Annotated in this window: 16 protein-coding genes; 14 read left to right on the plus strand and 2 right to left on the minus strand. The window is 71.9% G+C overall.

Annotated elements, in window-relative coordinates; translation table 11 throughout:
* The 6 genes from miaA (at window position 1) to hflX (ending at window position 8614) form a co-directional block, all read left to right on the plus strand.
* Entirely contained in the window at window positions 1–939 is a 939-nt protein-coding gene (miaA, locus tag ACZ42A_RS38010; protein ID WP_468531942.1) for a tRNA (adenosine(37)-N6)-dimethylallyltransferase MiaA, read from the plus strand.
* A 108-nt stretch (window positions 940–1047) separates the two neighbouring features.
* Window positions 1048–1551: a hypothetical protein gene (locus ACZ42A_RS38015; protein ID WP_468531958.1), complete on the plus strand. Its 504-nt coding sequence runs from the start codon at window positions 1048–1050 to the stop codon at window positions 1549–1551.
* A 103-nt stretch (window positions 1552–1654) separates the two neighbouring features.
* Window positions 1655–2524, plus strand: a complete 870-nt coding sequence (dapF, locus tag ACZ42A_RS38020) for a diaminopimelate epimerase (protein WP_468531943.1) — start codon at window positions 1655–1657, stop codon at window positions 2522–2524.
* Between the two features lie 631 nt (window positions 2525–3155).
* Window positions 3156–5342 carry a RelA/SpoT family protein gene (locus ACZ42A_RS38025; protein ID WP_468531944.1) on the plus strand — a complete coding sequence of 729 codons (2187 nt, stop codon included), beginning with the start codon at window positions 3156–3158 and terminating at the stop codon, window positions 5340–5342.
* Window positions 5343–5454: 112 nt separating this feature from the next.
* Window positions 5455–6933 (plus strand): M1 family metallopeptidase, encoded by a 1479-nt coding sequence (locus ACZ42A_RS38030; protein ID WP_468531945.1) that lies wholly within the window; start codon window positions 5455–5457, stop codon window positions 6931–6933.
* Window positions 6934–7114: 181 nt separating this feature from the next.
* On the plus strand, window positions 7115–8614 hold the full coding sequence (gene hflX, locus ACZ42A_RS38035) for a GTPase HflX (protein ID WP_468531946.1): 1500 nt from the start codon (window positions 7115–7117) through the stop codon (window positions 8612–8614).
* An 81-nt stretch (window positions 8615–8695) separates the two neighbouring features.
* Here hflX and ACZ42A_RS38040 read toward each other — a convergent pair whose 3' ends face one another.
* Together ACZ42A_RS38040 and ACZ42A_RS38045 are read right to left on the minus strand one after the other, a co-directional pair.
* Window positions 8696–9907 (minus strand): trypsin-like serine peptidase, encoded by a 1212-nt coding sequence (locus tag ACZ42A_RS38040; RefSeq protein ID WP_468531947.1) that lies wholly within the window; start codon window positions 9905–9907, stop codon window positions 8696–8698.
* Window positions 9908–10093: 186 nt separating this feature from the next.
* Window positions 10094–11314, minus strand: a complete 1221-nt coding sequence (locus ACZ42A_RS38045; RefSeq protein WP_468531948.1) for a trypsin-like serine peptidase — start codon at window positions 11312–11314, stop codon at window positions 10094–10096.
* A gap of 500 nt (window positions 11315–11814) precedes the next feature.
* On the opposite strand from ACZ42A_RS38045, the gene ACZ42A_RS38050 reads away from it, so the two are divergent.
* From ACZ42A_RS38050 to ACZ42A_RS38085, 8 genes are all read left to right on the plus strand, one after another.
* Complete coding sequence (locus tag ACZ42A_RS38050) at window positions 11815–12387, plus strand: hypothetical protein (RefSeq protein WP_468531949.1); 573 nt, start codon at window positions 11815–11817, stop codon at window positions 12385–12387.
* An 11-nt stretch (window positions 12388–12398) separates the two neighbouring features.
* The gene (locus ACZ42A_RS38055) at window positions 12399–12995 is read left to right on the plus strand and encodes a toxin (RefSeq protein ID WP_468531950.1); all 597 of its coding nucleotides are present in this window, start codon (window positions 12399–12401) and stop codon (window positions 12993–12995) included.
* Window positions 12992–14350, plus strand: a complete 1359-nt coding sequence (locus ACZ42A_RS38060; RefSeq protein WP_468531951.1) for an MAB_1171c family putative transporter — start codon at window positions 12992–12994, stop codon at window positions 14348–14350. Before ACZ42A_RS38055 ends, ACZ42A_RS38060 begins: the two co-directional genes overlap by 4 nt.
* The gene (locus ACZ42A_RS38065) at window positions 14343–15743 is read left to right on the plus strand and encodes an NAD(P)/FAD-dependent oxidoreductase (protein ID WP_468531952.1); all 1401 of its coding nucleotides are present in this window, start codon (window positions 14343–14345) and stop codon (window positions 15741–15743) included. The genes ACZ42A_RS38060 and ACZ42A_RS38065 overlap by 8 nt, the downstream gene beginning before the upstream one ends.
* A 213-nt stretch (window positions 15744–15956) precedes the next feature.
* Window positions 15957–17573, plus strand: a complete 1617-nt coding sequence (locus ACZ42A_RS38070; RefSeq protein WP_468531953.1) for an aminotransferase class III-fold pyridoxal phosphate-dependent enzyme — start codon at window positions 15957–15959, stop codon at window positions 17571–17573.
* A gap of 236 nt (window positions 17574–17809) precedes the next feature.
* The gene (locus ACZ42A_RS38075) at window positions 17810–19693 is read left to right on the plus strand and encodes an IucA/IucC family protein (RefSeq protein WP_468531954.1); all 1884 of its coding nucleotides are present in this window, start codon (window positions 17810–17812) and stop codon (window positions 19691–19693) included.
* A 63-nt stretch (window positions 19694–19756) separates the two neighbouring features.
* Entirely contained in the window at window positions 19757–20413 is a 657-nt protein-coding gene (locus ACZ42A_RS38080; RefSeq protein WP_468531955.1) for a GNAT family N-acetyltransferase, read from the plus strand.
* A 365-nt stretch (window positions 20414–20778) separates the two neighbouring features.
* Window positions 20779–22755, plus strand: coding sequence for an ATP-dependent DNA helicase (locus ACZ42A_RS38085; RefSeq protein WP_468531956.1), 1977 nt, complete (start codon window positions 20779–20781; stop codon window positions 22753–22755).
* Window positions 22756–22838: the final 83 nt, after the last annotated feature.

The raw sequence follows: 22838 nt of genomic DNA on the forward strand, positions 1-22838 counted from the left end.
GTGAGCAGTGCAGCCCCCACTCCCCGAGTCATCGCCGTCGTCGGACCCACCGCGGCCGGAAAGTCCGATCTGGGTGTTTTTCTCGCCCGGCAGCTCGGTGGGGAGGTCGTCAACGCCGACTCCATGCAGCTCTACCGGGGGATGGATATCGGCACCGCCAAGCTGACGCCCGAGGAGCGCGGCGGTGTCCCGCACCACCTCCTGGACATCTGGGACGTCACCGTCACGGCCTCCGTCGCCGAGTACCAGCGGCTCGCCCGGGAGCGGATCGACGCACTGCTCGCCGAGGGGCGCTGGCCGATCCTGGTCGGCGGCTCCGGCCTCTACGTCCGCGGGGCCGTCGACAACCTGGAGTTCCCCGGCACCGACCCGGAGGTCCGGGCCCGCCTGGAGGACGAGCTCGCGCTGCGCGGCTCCGGCGCGCTGCACGCCCGCCTCGCCGCCGCCGATCCCGAGGCCGCGCGGGCGATCCTGCCCAGCAACGGCCGCCGTATCGTCCGGGCCCTGGAAGTGATCGAGATCACCGGCCGGCCGTTCACCGCCAATCTCCCCGGCCACGACTCGGTCTACGACACCGTGCAGATCGGCGTCGACGTGGCCCGGCCCGAGCTCGACGAGCGCATCGCGCGCCGGGTCGACCGGATGTGGGAGGCGGGGCTCGTCGAGGAAGTGCGCGCACTGGAGGCGCAGGGGTTGCGCGAGGGGCGTACGGCATCGCGCGCACTCGGCTACCAGCAGGTGCTCGCGGCGCTCGCCGGCGAGTGCACGCTCGACGAGGCGCGGGCCGAGACCATCCGTGCCACCAAGCGCTTCGCGCGCCGTCAGGATTCATGGTTCAGGCGCGATCCGCGGGTGCATTGGCTCAGTGGGGCCGCGGCGGATCTCACGGAACTTCCGCAGCTCGCCCTGGCGTTGGTCGAACGACCGGTTACAGCCTGATCACGTCATGGCATCGGGACGCTCCGGCCGTCATCGGGGCCTCCGGCGCCGTGCCATCATCGAGCTTCGATCGACCAAGTGGAGTCCAAGTTGGGAGGGCGCGTGGCGATGGAGGCCGGCCCTCGCGACACCGCACAAGGCGCCGAGCACGCCACCACCGAAGGTGGCGCAGCGGAGCGGAACGACGACCGCCTGAGCCCCGACGGGCCGGACGAGACCCAGGGCGGGGTGACCGCCGACGGTCCCGAGCCCGACGAGATGTTCGTGGGCGGGCCCGAGGTCGAGGTCGAACTGCGCCCCCAGCGGCGGCTGCGCCTGTGGCAGTTGGCGCCGATCGTGGGCCTGGGCGCGATCGGTTCGCTGATGTTCGCCTTCCCGCTGGCCTTCGACTTCGGCGACAGCGGGGCCATGATCGCCATGCTCGGGCTGCTCATCTGCTCCTGCGCGGCCGGCTGGGGCATGATGGCCGCCCGCAAGGTGGGCTACACCTGGCCCGGGCTGCCGCAGCGCGGCTCGGGGCGGCGGCCGGACTGGCGGGTCGTGATCGCGTACGTGGTCGTGGTCGCCGCGGTGGTCGTGCTCGCGGTGTGGCGCGTGGCGCGGCTGCGCTGAGTCACGGCGCGAAGCGCGCGGGCGTCCCGCGCGGGCGCGCTGCGGACCCGGTCGGCGACCCGGTCGGCGACCCGTTGTCGTACCCACCCCGTACGATCGAGGAATGAGCACGCGGATCGCCTTCCTCAAGGGCCACGGCACCGAGAACGACTTCGTGATCGTCCCGGACCCCGAGAACGCCATCGACCTGCCCCCGGCCGCCGTCGTCGCGCTGTGCGACCGCCGCGCGGGCATCGGCGGTGACGGACTGCTGCACGTGGTGCGGTCCGCCGCCCATCCCGAGGCCAAGGAGATGGCGGCCGAGGCGGAGTGGTTCATGGACTACCGCAACAGCGACGGCTCCGTCGCGGAGATGTGCGGCAACGGCGTACGCGTGTTCGCGCGCTACCTCCAGCACGCCGGGCATGTGGCCGAGGGCGACCTCGCCGTCGCCACGCGCGGTGGCGTGAAGACCGTGCACATCGCGAAGGACGGGGACGTCACCGTCGGCATGGGCAAGGCACGGCTGCCCGAAGGGGACGTCACCGTGAGTGTCGGCGAGAGGAGCTGGCCCGCGCGGAACGTGAACATGGGCAACCCTCACGCGGTCGCCTTCGTCGACGACCTGGCGGACGCCGGGAACCTGCTCAGCCCGCCGCCGTTCAGCCCGGACACCGCCTACCCGGACGGCGTGAACGTGGAGTTCGTGGTCGACCGCGGCCCCCGCCACGTCGCGATGCGCGTGCACGAGCGCGGCTCCGGCGAGACCCGCTCGTGCGGCACGGGCGCGTGCGCCGTCGCCGTCGCCACCGCCCGCCGGGACGGCGCCGACCCGGCCGTCACCGGGGCGCCCGTCACCTACACCGTGGACGTCCTCGGCGGGCGCCTGGTGATCACCGAGCGACCCGACGGCGAGATCGAGATGACCGGCCCCGCGGTGATCGTCGCCGAGGGCGAGATCGACGGGGAGTGGCTGACGGACGCGATGCGTTGACGGTTGCGCTGCGCTGACGGTGCGCTGCGCTGACGGGCCGATGCGCTGATGGGCCGGTGCCCGATCGGACCGCGCGGTCCCTTCCTTGCGGTGCGGCGCGGTTGCTCCCGGGCGGTGCGGCGCGGTCGCTCCCGGGTCACCGCGCGCGGGTCGGCTCGTCCCGGGTCACCCCACGCGCCCGGGCCCACCCCGCGCGGTCCGGCACATCCCGGGCACCCCGCGTGTCCGGCTCCTCCGGGCTCACCCGCGGGTCCGGCTCGTCCCGGTCCCCGCGCGCGGTTCGACTCATCCCGGGGCACCGCGCGCGGCGGTTCCTTCGGACTCACCCCACGCGACCCGGCTCCTCCGGACGCACCCCACGCCACCCGGCTCCTCCGGACGCACCCCGCGCGACCCGGCTCCTCCCACGTCACCGCGCGCGGTCCGGCCCGGCTCACCCTCGTCCAACCCTCACCGTCCCCACCTTCGCTCGAATGGGTGATCCGTTTCACGCTCGGCGAGAGGCGGTCAGCCGCGCGTGATGGGCTCGGTAGCATCAAGCACCGGCCCGGACGGGGGAGACGTCGCCGCCCTCAGAGCCGTGTCCGCCCTGGGGCACCCCGTCCGCCGGTCCACGCAGCCGGAGGTGCCCATGAGTGCGGAGGCCACGAACCCTGCGAGCCCAGGCGCTGTGACGGACCCCGTGACCAGCGCCATGGCGCCCACGGCGCCCGCGGCCCCGCGCAGGAGAAGCCGGCCCAGGATCGACCTGCGCCGCCTGGGCCGCGCCGCACTGCTCGGCCCCGCAGCCCGGGACCGGCTGCCCGACGCCATCGGCCATGTCGTCGACGCCCACCGCGCCCACCACCCCGACGCCGACCTCGAACCGCTGCGCCGCGCCTATGTGTTGGCCGAGTCCTCGCACCGCGGCCAGATGCGCAAGAGCGGCGAGCCGTACATCACGCACCCTCTCGCGGTGACTCTGATCCTGGCCGAACTCGGCGCGGAGACCACGACGTTGACCGCCTCCCTACTCCACGACACGGTCGAGGACACGGACGTGACTCTGGATCAGGTAGGGGAGCAGTTCGGCGAGGAGGTGCGCTATCTCGTCGACGGCGTCACCAAGTTGGAGAAGGTCGACTACGGCGCGGCCGCCGAACCCGAGACCTTCCGCAAGATGCTCGTCGCGACCGGCAACGACGTCCGGGTGATGTCGATCAAGCTCGCCGACCGGCTGCACAACATGCGCACCCTCGGCGTGATGCGCCCCGAGAAACAGGCCCGGATCGCCAAGGTCACCCGGGACGTCCTCATCCCCCTCGCCGAACGGCTCGGCGTCCAGGCGCTCAAGACCGAGCTGGAGGACCTCGTCTTCGCCATCCTGCACCCTGAGGAGTACGAGCACACCCGGGAGTTGATCGTCGAGAACGCGGCCCGCACCGACGACCCGCTCGCCGAGATCGCCGACGAGATGCGGGCCGTGCTGCGCGAGGCCGACATCCCGGCCGAAGTCCTCATCCGGCCCCGGCACTTCGTCTCCGTGCACCGGGTCTCCCGCAAGCGCGGCCGGCTGCGGGGGGCCGACTTCGGGCGGATCCTGGTGCTGGTGAACGAGGACGCCGACTGCTATGCCGTCCTGGGCGAACTGCACACCTGTATGACGCCGGTGGTTTCCGAGTTCAAGGACTTCATCGCCGTACCGAAGTTCAACCTGTACCAGTCGCTGCACACCGCCGTCGCCCGCCCCGACGGCCAGATCGCCGAAGTCCTCATCCGCACCCACCGGATGCACAAGGTCGCCGAGGCGGGTGTGGTCGCGCTCGGCAACCCCTATGCGGCGCCCTCCGAAGAGCAGGCCGCGGCGGACGGCGAGCGCGTCGACCCCACCCGGCCCGGCTGGCTCTCCCGTCTCCTCGACTGGCAGCGGGCCGCGCCCGACCCCGACACGTTCTGGTCCACCCTGCGCGAGGACCTGGCGCAGGACCGCGAGATCACCGTCTTCCGGCCCGACGGCGGCGCCCTCGGCCTGCCCGAGGGCGCCACCTGTGTGGACGCCGCGTACGCCCAGTACGGCGAGGACGCGCACGCGTGCATCGGCGCTCGCGTCAACGGGCGGCTGGCGACGCTGAGCACAGTGCTGCGGGACGGCGACACCGTCCAGCTGCTGATGGGGCAGGACCCGGCCTCCGAGCCCTCCCGCGAGTGGCTGGAGCACGCCCATACACCGGCCGCGCGGATCGCCATCCAGCGGTGGCTGGCGGCGCATCCGGTGACTGAGGAGAGTGAGGAGACCGGGGAGGCCTCAGAGGCTTCTGCCGGGGTCGACGCGGTGGCGCCCCGGGCCACTCCGGCACCTGCCCCGGCGGTCTCCGTCACCGCCGTCGCCGACCGCCCCGGCGCGACCGTACGGCTCGCCGGCTGCTGTACGCCCGTACCGCCCGACGAGGTCACCGGGTTCGCGGTGCGCGGGGGAGTGGTGACCGTTCACCGCGTCCAGTGCGCGGCCGTGACGCGTATGAAGGGCACGGGCCGGGCGGAGATCGGGGTGCGCTGGGGCGAGGCCAGCGGGACCGAGACGACGGGCTGCCGTGTCACGCTGGTCGCTGAATCGTTCGGCCGCCCTCATCTGCTGGCGGACCTCACCGAGGCCATCGCCCTGGAAGGCGCCGAGATCGTCTCCGCCACCGTCGAACCTCCCAGCCAGCAGCGGGTGCGCCACACGTACACCCTCCAGCTCCCCGACGCGGCCCGGCTGCCCGCCCTCATGCGCGCCATGCGCAACGTCCCGGGCGTGTACGACGTGCGCCGGGCGCAGCACCCCGCTTCGGCGCACTGACGAGGGACGACAGCGCCCGAGGGGCCCACGCGGGCCCCTGCCGGGAGCCCGTTCGAGTGGGCCCGGCGCGCGTCGGCGCCGCGCGCGGGGCGCGCGCTGGTAGCCGTGGGGCATGCCGCTCACCCCCCGCACCCGTGCCCCCCGACGGCTGAAGACCGCGCTGCTCGCCTCCGCCGTCACCGTCTGCCTCGTCGCCGCCGCCGGCCCGCCGGACCCGCTGGGCGTCGGTGACCGCCTCTTCCCGCACCTGGGGAACCCTGGCTACGACGTGGCCTCGTACGACCTGTCTTTCGCCTACTCCGGCGCCAACGACAAGCCGCTGACGGCGGTCACCACGATCGTGGCCTGGACGACCGACGACCTCGACCGCGTCAATCTCGACTTCGCGCGCGGGAAGGTCGAGTCGGTCGAGATCGACGGCGAGTCCGCCGCGTACGCCACGGCCGCCGAGGACCTGGTGATCACGCCCGAGGAGCCGCTGCCCGCGGGGCAGTCGATGCGGATCACCGTCCGGCACACCAGCGAGCCCGTGGCCGGGACGGGCCGGGAGGGCGGCTGGGTGCGGACCGCGGACGGCCTCGCCATGGCGAACCAGGCCGATGCCGCCCACCTGGTGTTCCCCTGCAACGACCACCCCTCGGACAAGGCCATGTTCACCTTCCGGGTGACCGCGCCCCAGGGCTACACGGCCGTCACCAACGGCCTGCCGGCCGACGTCGAGCGGGCCGGCGCGGCCACCACCTGGACGTACCGCACCCACCACCCCATGGCCACCGAACTCGCCCAGGTGTCCATCGGCCGCTCCACGGTGCTGCACCGCACCGGCCCGCGCGGGCTGCCCGTACGGGACGTCGTCCCCACCGAGCACCGCAAGCAGCTCGAACCGTGGCTGGCGAAGACCCCCGACCAGATCGCCTGGATGGAGCGCAAGGTCGGGCCGTACCCCTTCGAGACGTACGGCGTGCTCATGGCGGACGCGTCCACCGGGTTCGCACTGGAGACGCAGACGCTCTCTCTCTTCGAGAGAGAGCTGTTCACCGATCCCGGCTTCCCCGCGTGGTACGTCGAGTCGGTCATGGTGCACGAGCTGGCCCACCAGTGGTTCGGCGACAGCGTCGCCCCGCGCAGCTGGTCCGACCTGTGGCTCAACGAGGGGCACGCGACCTGGTACGAGGCGCTGTACGCGGAGGAACACGCCGACCGGCCCCTCGAAGCCCGGATGAAGGCCGCGTACCGCGCCTCCGATCGCTGGCGCGCGGCCGGCGGGCCGCCCGCCGCGCCCAAGGCGCCCGCTGCCGGCAGCCGCCTCGGCATCTTCCGCCCCAACGTCTACGACGGCGCCGCCCTGATCCTCTACGCCCTGCGCCAGGAGATCGGCCGTACCGCCTTCGATCGGATGGAGCGGCTGTGGGTGAGCCGCCACCGGGACGCCACGGCCGGCACGGCCGACTTCGTGCGGCTCGCCTCGGAGATCTCCGGCCGCGACCTCGCCGGTTTCTTCCAGGGCTGGCTCTACGGCGAGAAGACCCCGCCGATGCCGGGCCACCCGGACTGGAAGTCGGACGCTCCCGCGAAGACGGCCGAGAAATAGCCGGGGGACAATGGCAGGGGCGGCCCGGCGATAACACGGTGACGAGACGGGGCGTGCCGTGCGACCATCTTCAGGCAGGCACGGCACGGGCACGGGAATCTCCCGGGGCACTCGTGCGTTGTGAGCAGTGACGGAACAGCTCCGCCCGCACAGACGGAATCCCCAACGACGTAAGGACCCAATGACCTCCTCTTCTTCCCCTTCCCAGGACACCCAGCGCAAGCGCCTTGCGCACGACTACCCCGAGGGTCTTCGGGCCGATGCCCTGATGGAAGAGGACGTCGCCTGGAGCCACGAGATCGACGGAGAGCGGGACGGCGACCAGTTCGACCGCTCCGAGCGCGCGGCTCTGCGCCGCGTCGCGGGCCTCTCCACCGAGCTCGAGGACGTCACCGAGGTCGAGTACCGGCAGCTCCGCCTGGAGCGCGTCGTGCTCGTCGGCGTCTGGACCTCGGGGACCGTGCAGGACGCGGAGAACTCCCTCGCGGAGCTGGCGGCCCTCGCGGAGACCGCGGGCGCGCTCGTGCTCGACGGCGTGATCCAGCGCCGTGACAAGCCCGACGCGGCCACCTACATCGGCTCCGGCAAGGCCGAGGAGCTGCGCGACATCGTGATCGAGACGGGCGCGGACACCGTCATCTGCGACGGTGAGCTCAGCCCGGGCCAGCTCATCCACCTCGAAGACGTCGTCAAGGTCAAGGTCATCGACCGTACGGCCCTGATCCTGGACATCTTCGCCCAGCACGCCAAGTCCCGAGAGGGCAAGGCGCAGGTCGCGCTCGCGCAGATGCAGTACATGCTGCCGAGGCTGCGAGGCTGGGGTCAGTCGCTGTCCCGGCAGATGGGCGGCGGCAAGGGCGGTGGCCTCGCCACCCGTGGTCCCGGTGAGACCAAGATCGAGACGGACCGGCGTCGGATCCGCGAGAAGATGGCGAAGATGCGCCGGGAGATCGCGGAGATGAAGACCGGACGCGACATCAAGCGCCAGGAGCGCCGTCGCCACAAGGTGCCCTCCGTCGCGATCGCGGGCTACACCAACGCCGGCAAGTCCTCGCTGCTCAACCGCCTCACCGGCGCGGGCGTCCTGGTCGAGAACGCCCTGTTCGCGACCCTCGACCCGACCGTGCGCCGGGCCGAGACGCCGAGCGGCCGGCTGTACACGCTGGCCGACACCGTCGGCTTCGTCCGGCACCTGCCGCACCACCTGGTCGAGGCGTTCCGCTCCACGATGGAGGAGGTCGGCGACTCCGACCTGATCCTGCACGTGGTGGACGGTTCGCACCCGACCCCCGAGGAGCAGCTGGCCGCCGTGCGCGAGGTGATCAGGGACGTCGGCGCCACCGACGTACCCGAGATCGTCGTGATCAACAAGGCCGACGCGGCGGACCCGCTCACGCTCCAGCGGCTGATGCGGATCGAGAAGCGCTCCATCGCGGTCTCGGCCCGCACCGGCCAGGGCATCAAGGAGCTGCTGGCGCTGATCGACAACGAACTGCCGCGTCCGGCGGTCGAGATCGAGGCGCTGGTGCCGTACACGCACGGCAAGCTGGTCGCCCGCGCCCACGACGAGGGCGAGGTGATCTCCGAGGAGCACACCGCGGAGGGCACCCTGCTCAAGGTCCGGGTGCACGAGGAGCTGGCGGCGGAGCTGACGCCGTACGCTCCCGCCTCGGCGCTCTGACGCACGCACCAGAACGGCCCGAAGGCCCGCCCCCGCGATACGCGGGAGCGGGCCTTCGGTGTGCGTGGACGTCCCGCGGCGTCACTGGCCGCCGTAGGTCTCACTCATGTTCTCGTACAGCGCCTGGGCGTCCCGGCCCAGCTGCGGGCCCGCCAGCCAGGTGTTGTCGGCCGGGCCGATCGAGGTGTTGGAGACCAGCTTGGTCTCGCCGTCCACCACCCGGAACCAGCCGCCGCCGGACGAGCCGCCGGTCATGGTGCAGCCGATGCGGTACATCGTCGGCAGCGACGGGGCCAGCGAGAGCCGGCCCGGCTGGTCGATGCACTTGAACATCTTCAGCCCGTTGTACGGCGGCGCGGCCGGGTAGCCCCAGGCGCCCATCTTCCCGGCCTCGGCCGCGGCCGGGACCGAGAAGTCCACGTCCAGCGCGGCGCCGACGGTCTCCTCCAGGGACTTCGAGCCCTGCTCCGGCTTCACGTGCAGCACGGCGTAGTCGTACGCCGCACCCGCGCCGCCGGTGTCCGAGCCGCCCTCGATCCAGCCGTTCGAGGTGGACGCCCAGTCCGCCCACCAGTTGCCGTAGGGGGCGATCTCGACGGGGTCGGCGTTGTTCAGCTGGGCCTCGGACTTGCCGAGGTCGTTGAAGGCCGGGACGAAGACGATGTTCCGGTACCAGCCGCCGTTCTGGCCCGCGTGCACGCAGTGCCCGGCCGTCCAGACGAGGTTGGACTTGCCCGGGTGGTTCTTGTCCTTGATGACCGTGCCCGAGCAGACCATCGAGCCCTCGGGGGAGTCGAAGAAGATCTTGCCGACCGGGGCGGCGTTGTCGTGGTACGGCGTCTTCTCGGCCGTGGCCTGGACCGGCGCGGGCTCCGGGTCGCTCACGCCCTGCCCGGCGGACGTGTCCTTCGTCGTGACCGTCTTGTCGGCCTCCTTCGCGGACTGCATCCGCTCCGGCTTCCACAGCCCCTCGATCACGGGGTTGACGAAGTCCTTGGCCTCACTGAGCCACTTGTCCTGGTCCCAGTTCTTCCAGCCCCCGTTCTTCCAGTCGTCGACGTCGATGCCGTGCTCCTTGAGCCGGTCGGTGATGTCGGACGGGATGCCGACCTTGCCGTCTCCGGCGCCGTCGGCGGCCTGGGAGGTGGTGGCGTCCGGCTGGCCGGCCGCCTTGTCCTCGTCGGAGCCGTTGCAGGCGGTGGCGGTGAGCGCCAGGGCGGCGACCAGGCCGGTGGCGGCGAGAACGGTGCGCCGACGCCGCTGCGGCGCTGCGGGCGTGCGTATGGAACGCATGGTGCGATGACCCCCGTGTGAACGCGTGAATGTCATGTGCTTGTCATGCATGGGTGGAGTGGAGTCCGCGAAGGACTCGATTCGTGCATGCGACACCCCACTATGCCCGTGGGGTTGAGGGCGAACGGCGGTGGGACGGTGAAGGTTTGCACACGACACCCACCGCCGCGCCTCCTCAGCCGGCCGTCACTGGCCGGCGAACTTGCCGCTCACCTCGTCGAACACGGCCTTGGCCTCCTTGCCGAGCCGCGGGCCCGCCAGCCAGCCCGCCGTGATCGGGCCGATCGAGGTGTTGGACACCAGCGCCGGCTTGCCGTCCAAGCCCGTCGCGACCCAGCCGCCGCCGGACGAACCGCCGGTCATGGTGCAGCCGATGCGGTACATGGTCGGGTCCGTGGTGTTGAGCGACAGCCGGCCCGGCTTGTCCTCGCACCGGTACAGCTTCTGGCCGTCGTAGGGCGGCGCCGCCGGGTACCCGATCGCGGTCATGCTCTCGATCTTCGGCACGGCCGGGGCGTTGAAGTCCACCGGCAGCGCCGAACCGACCATCTCCTCCAGCGACTTACCGCCGCTGCCCTCCTCCGGCGTCACGTGGATGACGGCGAAGTCGTACGGGGCGCCGTCACCGCCGGTCGCACCGCCCTGCTCGATCCACTGGTCCGAGGTCTGCACCCAGTCACCCCACCAGACGCCGTACGGGGCGACCTCTTCCTTGGTGGCGTCCTGGAGCTCCGCGGCCGACTTGCCGGCGTCGTTGTACGACGGCACGAACGCGATGTTCCGGTACCAGCCGCCGCTCTTGCCCGCGTGCACACAGTGCCCCGCCGTCCACACCAGGTTGGACTTGCCGGGGTTCGCCGGGTCCTTCACGACCGTCGCCGAGCAGACCATCGTGCCCTCGGGGGAGTCGAAGAACACCTTGCCCGCCTCGGGAGCGTTGGCGTGGTACGAGGCCGGCACCGCCTCCGCCTCCACCGGAGCGGGCTCCGGGTCGGTCACGCCCTGGTCACCGGAGATGTCGCTGTCGTCGACCTCCTGGTCCGGCTCCTCGGCCTCGCGCATCCGGTCCGGGTCCCACAGGTCCTCGATGATCGGATTGACGAAGTCCTCGGCCTCGCGCAGCCAGTCGTCCTTGTTCCAGTTCTTCCAGGCGCCGTCCCGCCACTTGTCGATGTCGATCCCGTGTTCCTTGAGACGGTCCTTGATGTCGTCCGGAATCTGGATCTTGTCGTCCCCCGCCGCGGCGGACGCCGTCGCCTCGCCGCCCGCCTCGGCGTCGCCCGACTCACAGGCGGTGGCGGTGAGCGTGAGCACCGAGGCCAGGGCCACGGCGGTCAGCACGGGGGAGGTTCTACGGCGCCCGCTCCTCTCCCGGCGAGCGGTGAACGACGGCCGTGTGGATCGCATGCTGTTACTCCCCCTGAGGTGTACGGACTTGGCGCGGCGGCCGCGAGCCCGCCCGAGTCCGCACGGAACTCGGGCTGCTCTCACGGCCTTCCGGGAATGGCCCCACACTATGCGCTCGCCGAGGGGGACTTCCGACGGAACGGCAACGGTTCCGCTACGGGCTGACCGACCTGGCAATTCGTCCTGGGATCCGCCCGGTTGTCGGGGTGCGGGCCTGGTGTCGGGCTCGGTGTTGGGCCTGGTGTCGGGCTTGGTGGCCGGCATGGCCCCGGACTTGGTGGCCGGCTGGGCGTCGGACTTGGTGCCGGGGCGTGTGTCCGCCGCTCGGGGCGGCTCGGCAACCCGCGCTGTCAACGGTCATTTGTGGCTGGTAAACGATCGTTGAGCGAAGCCGAGGCGGCCCGTAGAGTGCGGACAGCGCACGAGACCGTTCAGCCTTCGGAAGCCCTGGGAGCACAGTGGTGGCGGCACCCCGTCAACTAGCGGAAACGCTGCGACGGTTGGACGCGATCGGCGAGGAGCGAGGCCTGGACAGGGCCGTACTCCTCGACCCTCACGAGCTCGCGGTCGGCACCGCCCTGCCCGAGCCCGTCGTCCGCGCGCTGCTCGAGGGAGCCCCGCCGCCCGACGACACCGTCACCCAACGGGTCTCGGCGCGCATCCGGGTGCTGGCCGAAGCCGATCTCCGGCGTACCGGCAGGAAGATGGCAGCACTCGCGGCCGAGGTCGGTCGCAGCCTGAACGTCTCGGACGTCTGGGCCCGCCTGATCCTCGAGGGCAAGAAGGTGCCCAACATCGAGCATCTGCACAAACTCGCGGAGTTCTTCGGCCTGGAGGCCGGCGAGGCGTTCTTCACCGCCCCCGCCGACAAGGCGCTCAACCGCGCTCTGACGCCCCTCCTGGCCCAGCTGGAGAGCCCGGAGGCCGACCCCGTCGAGGCTCTGCTCAGGAAGTACGGAGTCCGGGCCGCGGACCTGCGCCGGCACGGCTCCATGACGCCCGAGGCGCTGGAGCGGCTCCTCGAGGGAGTGATCCGTTCGGTGCTGCCCAGGAAGGAGGACACCGACCAGTGAGCACGAGAGCGATGAAATCGCTCCTTGCCGACCTCGGCAGGGAAGCGTCCACGATCATCCGGCGCCCTGCCGATCCCGCAACGGTCATGCACGGCTTCTGCCAGGCGATGAGCGTCCGCCGCGGCCGGCCCGTTCAGCTGGCGCTCCGCGCCTTCCCCGACGACATCCCGGTCTCGGGGATGCGCCTGGACTGCGGCGACCGCTCCATCATCGTCGTCGAGGACCGCGCCGTCCCCGAGGCCCAGCTGGTCATTCTCGGGCACGAGTTATGGCACGAAGAGCAGGGGGAATGCGGCAACCACGTCGCCGGGCTGCCCGCGGCCGCCCGCGCACTCGCCGCGGACCGGGCTCCCGGCGTCCTGCGACGAGCGGCCGAGGAGATCCTCGCCGCCCATGAGGTCCCGCGCCAGGCACTGCTGACCATCGCCGGCCGAGCCGTGTCCATGGACGACCACGAGGCGGACGCCGAGACCTTCGGCCTGCTCTTCGGCCGCGAGGTCCGCGCCTGGATGACCGGCCGGCACGCGAGAGGACCGGTCAGCCCCACCACGGTGGAAGGCCGCATCGACCTCTCCCTCAGCCACCGCGGTGGGCAGATACTCGGATGAACCTCACCGACCTGCACCTGCCCTACGCCCTCCCCACCGTGCTGCTCGTGGCCGGGCTCGGTGCCAAGTTCCCCACGTTCCTGCGGTCCTGGCGCAACCCCGATGCGCGTGCGACCTGGGTGGTCCTGCTGTGGGCCTCGGGCGTCTTCATATCCGTGACGCCCGTGACCATCCACAAGATCAACACGGTGACGGGCGTACCGAACATCGCGGCACCCTGGAGCTACTCCCTGCTCACCGGATTCTCCGGCGCCTGCCTCGCCATGATCATCACCTGGCGGGAGGAGCCGTCCCCTCGGCGCCGCCGCCGCGTCCGCGCCGTCTGGATGATCCACGCCGGCACCATCACCGCCCTGTGGGTCACCTTCCTCCTGGCCGACGTGCCCGAGGAGCGCATCTACGACCTCGACACCTACTACGCCACGACACCGTGGATGCGTGAGCACATCCTCCTGTACCTGCTCGAGTTCCTCGTCTCCACGCTCGTCGCGGCCTCCCTGATCAGGTCCTGGATACCCCAGGTCAGCGCGCCATGGCTGAAGTCGGGACTGCGCTTCCTCCAGACCGGATACGCCTTCGGAGTCCTCTACGCCCTGGCGAAGCTGACCGCGATGGGAGCCCGCTGGACGGGAACCGACTGGGACGGCCTGAGCACCCACGTCGCTCCGCCCTGCGCCATCCTCGGAGCCACCCTGATGGCCATCGGCTTCCTCCTCCCCGTCATCGGGCCCTTCCTGCAGAAGTGGCCGCGGGAACAGCTCGCCCACTGGCGGCTGCGGCCCCTCGCCCGCGTCATCGACGACGTGGTTCCGGCGACCGCCCGGGCCCGCGTGAGCCGATTCGCCCCGCTCGACCTGCGCCTGCTGCAGCGGCAGCAGCACATCCACGACGGACTGCTGCGACTGGCCCCCCACTTCGACCACGACCTCCACCGGCTGGCCTACCAGGCGGCATCCGCGGAGCACGACGACACGAAGGCCCGCGGCCTCGCCGGCGCCGTCGCGATCCAAGCGGCGCTCCACTCCTACAGCACGGGGACCCGGCGCGAGGCGAGCGCACAGCCCTCGCACATCGGCAACGACGTCACCGACCACCTCGAGGCCATCTCCCGCAGCCTCACCCGCCCCCGCACCCTCGCGAGCCTCCGCCGGCGGGCCCTGATGACCGAGCGTCTGGCGGAGTTCCTCGCCGACACCCTGGGGACCACGGGCGCACGAACACCCGCGGCTCACGACGGTCCGCGCGCCGCCCGCACGTCGGACACCGAGCCCGTCGGCGGCGGCGTGTCAGGCCCGCACAGTTGTCACCATCCGCCCGCGGGTGGCCGCACAGAAAGCATGAACGCAGATGACTGACAGACCCGCCACCCGCCGGCCCACCGCGGTGGTCATAGGGGCGAGTGCCGCCGGACTCTTCGCCGCGGCGGCTCTCGCCGAGTCCGCCGACGTCACCGTCGTCGAACGCGACACACTCCCCACCTCGCCCGAACCCCGCCGTGGCGTTCCTCAGTCCCGCCACGCCCACCTGGTCTGGAGTGGCGGCGTCCAGGCCTTCGACGACTTGCTTCCCGGTGTCGTCGACGAGGCCGTGGCCGACGGCGCACGCCTGGTGCACATCATGGGCGACATGGTCTCGCGTGCCCCCAACGAGGTCTGGTTCCGTCGATTCACCGCCACTCATCACCGCAATCTCGTCTGCTCCCGTCCGCTCCTCGACGCGAGGCTCAGCACCCGGGTCCTGAGCGATGACCGGATCAGCCTCCTGCCCGAGGCCACCGCCCTCGAACTGCTCGGCGACGCCTCTCGCGTCACCGGCGTCCGCGTCCGGACCGAGGGCGAGGAGCGCACTCTCACCGCCGACCTCGTCGTGGATGCCTCCGGCCGTGGCTCCCGTACACCCCGATGGCTGGCCGCGCTCGGACTCCCGCCGGTCGGCGAGCGGGAGGTCAACGCCGGCGTCGCCTACGCCACCCGCCTCTACCACGCGCCGGGGTCCACCGCGGACTCCACGTTCCCGCTCGTCAACGTGCAGGCCAATCCCGCCAAGGCGCCCGGTCAGGGCGGCATCATCCTGCCCATCGAGAACGGCCGGTGGATCGTCACCCTGTCCGGCACCCGGGGCGGCGAACCCACCGGCGACCCGGACGCCTTCATCGACTTCGCCCTCGGGCTGGGCGACCCCGTCATCGGAGAACTGCTCAAGAACGCCGAACCGATCGGTGACGTCGCCACCACCCGAAGCACCGCCAATCACCGTCGCTACTACGAGAAGATGGCCCACTGGCCCGACGGCTTCCTCGTCCTCGGAGACGCCATCGCCAGCTACAACCCGGTGTACGGCCATGGCCTCACGGTCGCCGCGCAGTGCGCGCTCGCCGTCCGCGACGTCCTGCGCACCATCGACATCACCGCTCCCGGAACGGCGCGCCGACTCCAGCGCGCGGCCGCCCGGCCCGTAGCCGCGGCCTGGGACCTCGCGGTAGGGCAGGACGCCTTCTACCCCGGTGCCACGGACACCGCGCCGACGCCCGTCGAACGGTTCCTCGCCCGCTACGTCGACCGCTGTGTGGAGACCGGGGCGCGCAACCCCCGGGCTCTCGCGGCCCTCCTGGACGTGATGAGCCTCGAGAAGCCCGCCACCCGCCTGTTCTCGCCCGACATTCTCGTCCCCATGCTCCTGGGCCCCAGGAAACCCCTGCTCCAGGGCCCGCCACTGACCGAGCGGGAACGGCACGCCGCTCTCGGCTGACCCGGAAGCGCCAAGCGGTTGCCGATGCGACTCAACTCGGTGAGCCGGAGGCGGTGACCACGGCACCGATCTTGCGGCAACCCGTAACCCGGCGCGTGCGGCGGGGTTGGTAGCGGTGGGTTCTGAGGAAGCGGCACGGCGGGCGAGGGGCGGACGGGCCGACGCGAGCGGCCAACTCCTCGGCGGACAGGGGAAGGACGAGGAGCCGTGGCCGTGACTGAGGAGATCCTGCGACGCCCGTCGGCGCGCGAGCCGGCGGCCCGCACCTACCCGCACGCCCTGCCCGTCGTGCCGGTACGGGCGCGCGGGCTGACCATCGAAGGCGCCGACGGCCGCCGCTACCTCGACTGTCTCTCCGGGGCGGGCACGCTCGCCCTCGGCCACAACCACCCGGTCGTCCTCGACGCGATCCGCAAGGTCCTCGACTCGGGCGCGCCACTGAACGTGCCCGGCCTCACCACCCCCGTCGAGGAGGCCTTCGTCACGGAACTGCTGCGCACCCTGCCGCCCGGCCTCGGCGACCACGCCCGCGTACGCTTCTGCGGCCCGGCCGGCACCGACGCGGTGGCCGCCGCCTGCACGCTGGTACGAGCCGCCACCGGCCGCAGCCCGATCCTCGCCTTCACCGGCAGCGGCCACGCCGCCGGCCCCGACGCGCCGGAAGACCCGGGCGCCCTCGGCCTCACCAGCCGCCCGCTGCCCTACCCCCAGGACTACCGCTGCCCCTTCGGCGTGGGCGGCCCCCACGGCGCCGACCTCGCGGCCCGCTGGACGGAGGCGGTGCTGGACGGCACCGATGCGCCGGTGTCGGCTCCTTGGCGGCACGGAGTTCCCCGCGCTCTGCGCACGCCCCGCAGCCCCGCCTCTCCCGCCGGGGTGATCCTCGAACCCGTCCAGGGCGAGGGAGGGCTGATCCCCGCTCCCGACGACTGGATGCGCCGGATGCGGCAGATCACGGCTGCCCGGTCCGTCCCCCTGATCGTCGACGAGTCGCTGACCGGCGTGGGCAGGACCGGCAGCTTCTGGGCCGTGGAGCACAGCGGGGTGACGCCCGATGTGATGATCGTGTCGAAAGCCATCGGCGGCAGCCTTCCCCTGGCCGTCGTCGTCCACCGGGACGACCTCCTGGATGCGGCGGTGGGTGCGCGACGCGGAGTCGGCGAACCGGCTTCCCACACCGGCCTGTTCCGCGGCAACCAGCTGGCCATGGCCGCCGGTGTCGCGACCCTCGCGCATGTGCGGCAGCACCGTCTCGCCGAACGAGCGGCCACCCTCGGTACCCGGCTCCTCGCCCAACTGCGCGAACTCGCCAACGAGTTCCCGTGCATCGGCGAGGTGCGCGGCCGGGGACTGATGATCGGCGTCGAACTCGTGGACCCCGAGGCGGATTCCGGAACGGTTCGGGACGAGGCCGGGTGCACGCCGGGCGAGGGCGGCAGTCCGGCCGGTGTCCCCCTGTCGTACAGCCCCGGCAGGGACGCCACGCGGACGGCGACCGGTCCGTACACCGCCCGGCCTCCCCGCCCGCCGGCACCCCGTCTCGCCACGGCGGTGCAGCGCGAGTGCCTGCGCCGGGGCCTGATCGTCGGACTCGACGGCGGCGACACCGGCGTCGTACGGCTGCTGCCACCGCTGACGATCAGCGACGAGCAGGCCGCCGCCGTGCTGGACCGGCTGGCCGATGCGCTGGCGGCCGTGGCCCGCGACCCCGCCGGCCGGCACAGCCCACACGGCCGACATCAGCCGGACCAGTGGCCCTCTCAGCGTCGGCGCCACCGCCACGACCAACGACAGCACGAGTCCGGCGACCCCACCGAGCCCGCGCGGTAGCGAGGCAGCCGTTGGGCACGCGCTCGTCCCACGCGGCGGACGTGCCGCTCCCTCGGCCGTCGCGCCGCTCAACTCTCAGCCTTCCTGGAGACCACCCATGCCCATGTCTGTGTCACCACGCCGATTACCTCCCGCCGGTCTGCTCACCACCCGCGCACGGCTTCTCCGTGCCCGCCCTCATCGCCGTACTGCTCGGCTCGTCCCCCATGAGCCGGAAGTCCCTCCAAGGAACCGCCTTGAACACCACCCCCACCGCCAACAGCCACCGCCGCCCACCAGAGCCGGGCCTCACCGGAACGCAGCCCCGACCCGAGCTGCAGGACCTCCTTCACCACCCGGACCCCCGTATCGCCGCCGAGTCCGCAGCCGTGGAGAACCTGCTGCGCTGCTGGGTACGCGAGGCCGGCATCCCCGTTCCCACCCACGGCACCCTCCGCATCCCCCTCCCCGCCAGCGGCACCGCGCTCCTCGCCCCCGTGCACTACTGGTCCGCCACCGGCTGGCACCGCTTCGGACTGCCGTATCCGGCCAACGCCCCGCGACCGTCCCCACCGGCCGACGCGGTCACCGTCGCGGCCCTGCTCGCCCGAGAGGCGTCCTGGGCCGGTCGCAGGCCTGACGTACCACCGGCCAGGACTCCCGGGGCGGATGACATGTCTCTCGCCCTGGCTCCCCGCCACGGCTCCGACCTCGTCGCCCGCGTCGCCGACTCGGTGCGCCGGGTCGCCACCTTCATCGGTGAACGCCGCGGCGCCCCCGGCGACGACTCCGACCTCTTCCTCACCGCCGAACAGGCGCTCCTGCTCGGTCACCCCGTCCACCCGACCCCGAAGAGTCGCGAGGGCGTCACCGAGGCCGAAGCACGGCCGTACTCACCCGAACTGCGCGGCTCCTTCCCTCTGCACTGGTTGGCTGTCGCTCCCTCCCTGCTAGCCGCCGACTCCGCCTGGACCGAGCGCGGCCGACCCGTTCCCGCAGCCCACCTCACCGCCCGGCTCGCCGGGGCCGATCTGTCCCTGCCGGCGGGCTACGCCGCCCTGCCCCTGCACCCCTGGCAGTTCCGCGAGCTCCGGCACAGTCCCGAGGTCGCGGCCCTGCTGGACACCGGGCTCCTCCAAGACCTCGGGGCCTACGGCTCCCCTTGGCATCCCACCTCCTCCGTGCGCACCGTGTACCGGTCCGGAAGCCCGGCCATGCTCAAGCTGTCCCTGGGCCTGCGCATCACCAACTCCCGTCGCGAGAACCTCCGCAAAGAGCTCCACCGTGGTGTGGAGGTCCACCGACTGCTCCGCACCGGGCTGTCCCAGCGGTGGCGGGCCGCCCACCCGGGCTTCGACATCGTCCGGGACCCCGCCTGGCTCGGCGTCGACGGACCCGACGGCAGCCCCATGGCCGGGCTCGACGTGATGATCCGGCACAACCCGTTCGCTCCCTCGGACGATGTGTCCTGCATCGCCGGGCTCGTAGCGCCCCCAGCGTCGGTGCGGGCGGCCCAGCCCTCCCAGTCCCGACTCGCCCAGCTGCTCACGAGGCTCGTCGCACGAACCGGCCGGCCGCCCGGAGCGGTCGCCGCCGAGTGGTTCCTGCGCTACCTGGAACAGGTCGTCCGGCCCGTGCTGTGGCTGGACGGGGAGGCGGGGATCGTGCTGGAGGCCCACCAGCAGAACACGCTGCTCCTGCTGGACTCCCAGGGCTGGCCCGCCGGCGGCCGTTACCGTGACAACCAGGGCTACTACTTCCGCGAGTCCCGCCGAGCGGAGCTCGATGCCCGACTCCCCGGAATCGGTGACCACAGCGACACCTTCGTCTCCGACGAGGTCACGGACGAGCGCTTCGCCTACTACCTGGCGATCAACAACGTGTTCGGTCTCATCGGTGCCTTCGGTTCCCAACGTCTCGCCGACGAGCGCCTGTTGCTCGCCGCCTTCCGCCACTTCCTCACCGGCGTCGCCTGTGGCCCCGGTCGGCTGCGCAGCTCCTTGCCCGCCCGGCTGCTCGACTCACCCGTCCTGCGTTGCAAGGCCAACCTCCTGACCCGGCTGCACGGCCTGGACGAACTCGTCGGTCCCGTGGACACCCAGTCCGTCTACGTCACCATCGCCAACCCCCTGCATGTCTGACCTCCGCCCATTGCCGTCACCTCCGAGGGACTTCACCCGTCCCGCACCACGAGAGGAGCCGTCGTGTCTCCCACCGACGCGAGCGCCGACACCGAGGACACGCTGGACCTCCGCCTGCCGGTCGGGCCGGCCGCGCCCTTCCCCGACGGAGACCTGCTCGACCGGGTAGGCGAGTGGGGCCCCACTGCCACCCCCGTCGGCACGTTCCAGCTCGTCCCCGTCCAGGTCGAGCGGGACCTCGCGCTCATCAGCCGCTGGATGAACGACCCCGCGGTGGCCGCGTACTGGGAACTCGCGGGTCCTCCGGGCGTGACCGAGCGACACCTCCGACTACAGCTCGCCGGCGACGGGCGCAGCGTTCCGTGCCTCGGCGTACTGGACGGCACACCGGTCGGCTACTGGGAGCTCTATCGAGCCGACCTCGATCCGCTGGCCCGTCACTACCCCGCCCGGCCTCATGACACCGGGATCCATCTCCTCATCGGCGGTGCCGCCGACCGAGGGCGAGGGCTCGGCAGCACTCTGCTCAGAGCCGTCACCGAGCTCATCCTCGACAAGCGGCCCGCCTGCGCCCGCGTCATCGCGGAACCCGACCTTCGCAACACACCCTCCCTGTCCGCATTCCTGCGCGCCGGCTTCCGTGTCTCCGCCGAGGTCGATCTGCCCGACAAGCGGGCCGCCCTCATGATCAGAGACCGGGTCCTGCGCGCTCCTCTGTAGCGCCGTGCGACGACATCGTCACTTTTGGTACACCGCTCGCAGCGATCCGGTTCCCACTCATTTCCGATCGGCCGGAGCCGCACCGCCCTCGCCGATCGGCCGGAGCCGCACCGCCCTCGCCGATCGACCGGAGCCGCACCGCCCTCGCCGATCGACCGAAGCCTCACCGCCGACCCAAGCCCCTCATCACCGCAAGCCCCTCACCACCGCACAAATCCCTCCCCCGCTCGATCGCACCCCGCCCCCAACCGATCCGAACCGATGCCAACCGATCCCCACCCCCAGAACCCCACGGTCTTGATCCAGACCCTCCCTCCGGCCGCGACCCCACGTTTGTCAGTGCCGGGCCGTAGGGTGGTCGCGCTATGACAAAGCCCTCACTCCCCGAACTCCTGCATGCTGCCGTCACCGCCGTCGGCGGCATGGAGCGTCCCGGCCAGGTGGCCATGGCCGAAGCCGTCGCGGAGGCGATCGACGACGGCTCCCATCTGCTCGTCCAGGCCGGCACCGGCACCGGTAAGTCGCTCGGCTATCTCGTGCCCGCGCTCGCCCACGGGGAGCGAGTGGTGGTGGCGACCGCCACGCTGGCCCTGCAGCGCCAGCTGGTGGAGCGGGACCTGCCGCGCACGGTCGACGCGCTGCACCCGCTGCTGCGCCGCCGCCCGGAGTTCGCGATGCTGAAGGGCCGGTCGAACTATCTCTGCCTGCACCGTCTCCACGAGGGCGTTCCGCAGGACGAGGAAGAGGGTCTGTTCGACCAGTTCGAGGCGGCCGCGCCCACCAGCAAGCTCGGCCAGGATCTGCTGCGCGTGCGCGACTGGGCCGACGAGACCGAGACCGGCGACCGCGACGACCTCACGCCCGGCATCTCCGACCGGGCCTGGGCCCAGGTGTCGGTGTCGTCGCGGGAGTGCCTGGGCGCGACGAAGTGCGCCTACGGCGCCGAGTGCTTTGCCGAGATGGCCCGTGAGCGGGCCAAGCTCTCGGAGGTCATCGTCACCAACCACGCCCTCCTCGCGATCGACGCCATCGAGGGCGCCCCGGTTCTGCCGCAGCACGAGGTGCTGATCGTCGACGAGGCCCACGAGCTGGTCTCCCGGGTCACCGGTGTCGCCACCGGCGAGCTGACCCCCGGCCAGGTCAACCGTGCGGTGCGCCGGGCCGCGAAACTCGTCAACGAGAAGGCCGCCGACCAGCTCCAGACCGCCGCGGAGGGCTTCGAGCGGCTGATGGAGCTGGCCCTGCCCGGCCGTCTGGAGGAGATCCCGGAAGACCTCGCGTATGCCCTGATGGCGCTGCGGGACGCCTGCCGCACGGTGATCTCCGCGATCGGCGCGACCCGCGACAAGTCGGTGCAGGACGAGGACGCGGTCCGCAAGCAGGCGCTGGCCTCCGTCGAGTCGGTGCACGACGTGGCTGAGCGGATCACGAACGGCTCCGAGTGGGACGTCGTCTGGTACGAGCGGCACGACCGCTTCGGCGCCTCTTTGCGCGTCGCCCCGATGTCCGTCTCGGGGCTGCTGCGGGAGAAGCTTTTCGCCGACCGGTCGGTGATCCTCACCTCGGCGACCCTGAAACTGGGCGGCGACTTCAACGGCGTCGGCGCCTCGCTGGGGCTCGGCCCCGAGGGCATGGAGGGCGACGACCTTCCGCAGTGGAAGGGCGTCGACGTCGGCTCGCCGTTCGACTACCCCAAGCAGGGCATCCTCTACGTCGCCAAGCACTTGTCGCGTCCCGCGCGGGACGGCGACCGCGCGGACATGCTGGACGAGCTGACGGAGCTGATCCAGGCGGCCGGCGGCCGCACCCTCGGGCTGTTCTCCTCGATGCGCGCCGCACAGCTGGCCGCCGAGGAGCTGCGCTCCCGCATCCCGGAGTTCCCGATCCTTCTTCAGGGCGAGGAGACCCTGGGCGAGCTGATCAAGAACTTCGCGGCCGACCCGAAGACCTGCCTCTTCGGCACGCTCTCGCTCTGGCAGGGCGTCGACGTGCCCGGCCCCAGCTGCCAGCTGGTCGTCATGGACAAGATCCCGTTCCCGCGTCCCGACGATCCGCTGATGAGCGCCCGCCAGAAGGCGGTGGAGGAGGCCGGAGGCAATGGCTTCATGGCCGTCGCCGCGACCCACGCGGCGCTGCTCATGGCCCAGGGCGCCGGTCGCCTCGTCCGCGCGACGGGGGACCGGGGCGTGGTCGCCGTACTCGACCAGCGGCTGGCGACGGCCCGCTACGGCAGCTATCTGAAGGCGTCACTGCCCGACTTCTGGTACACCACGGACCGTAACCAGGTCCGGAAGTCGCTTGCGGCGATCGACGCGGCGGCGAAGCAGGCGGAAGCGAAATGACCGTGGGGGGGGGGGGGGGGGGGGGGGGAAAGGAACCCCCCCCAATGGCCCCCCAAACACAGACCAAACAAAAGAGCACAAAA

This window comes from Streptomyces sp. NPDC030838 (assembly GCF_055572035.1).

Excerpts from the sequence above, each read along its gene's own strand:
- ACZ42A_RS38065 (WP_468531952.1), top strand. The coding sequence starts at position 14,343 with ATGACTGACAGACCCGCCACCCGCCGGCCCACCGCGGTGGTCATAGGG.
- hflX (WP_468531946.1), top strand. The coding sequence starts at position 7,115 with ATGACCTCCTCTTCTTCCCCTTCCCAGGACACCCAGCGCAAGCGCCTT.
- ACZ42A_RS38055 (WP_468531950.1), top strand. The coding sequence starts at position 12,399 with ATGAAATCGCTCCTTGCCGACCTCGGCAGGGAAGCGTCCACGATCATC.
- ACZ42A_RS38025 (WP_468531944.1), top strand. The coding sequence starts at position 3,156 with ATGAGTGCGGAGGCCACGAACCCTGCGAGCCCAGGCGCTGTGACGGAC.
- ACZ42A_RS38045 (WP_468531948.1), bottom strand. The coding sequence starts at position 11,314 with ATGCGATCCACACGGCCGTCGTTCACCGCTCGCCGGGAGAGGAGCGGG.
- ACZ42A_RS38060 (WP_468531951.1), top strand. The coding sequence starts at position 12,992 with ATGAACCTCACCGACCTGCACCTGCCCTACGCCCTCCCCACCGTGCTG.
- ACZ42A_RS38085 (WP_468531956.1), top strand. The coding sequence starts at position 20,779 with ATGACAAAGCCCTCACTCCCCGAACTCCTGCATGCTGCCGTCACCGCC.
- ACZ42A_RS38030 (WP_468531945.1), top strand. The coding sequence starts at position 5,455 with ATGCCGCTCACCCCCCGCACCCGTGCCCCCCGACGGCTGAAGACCGCG.
- dapF (WP_468531943.1), top strand. The coding sequence starts at position 1,655 with ATGAGCACGCGGATCGCCTTCCTCAAGGGCCACGGCACCGAGAACGAC.
- ACZ42A_RS38040 (WP_468531947.1), bottom strand. The coding sequence starts at position 9,907 with ATGCGTTCCATACGCACGCCCGCAGCGCCGCAGCGGCGTCGGCGCACC.
- ACZ42A_RS38015 (WP_468531958.1), top strand. The coding sequence starts at position 1,048 with ATGGAGGCCGGCCCTCGCGACACCGCACAAGGCGCCGAGCACGCCACC.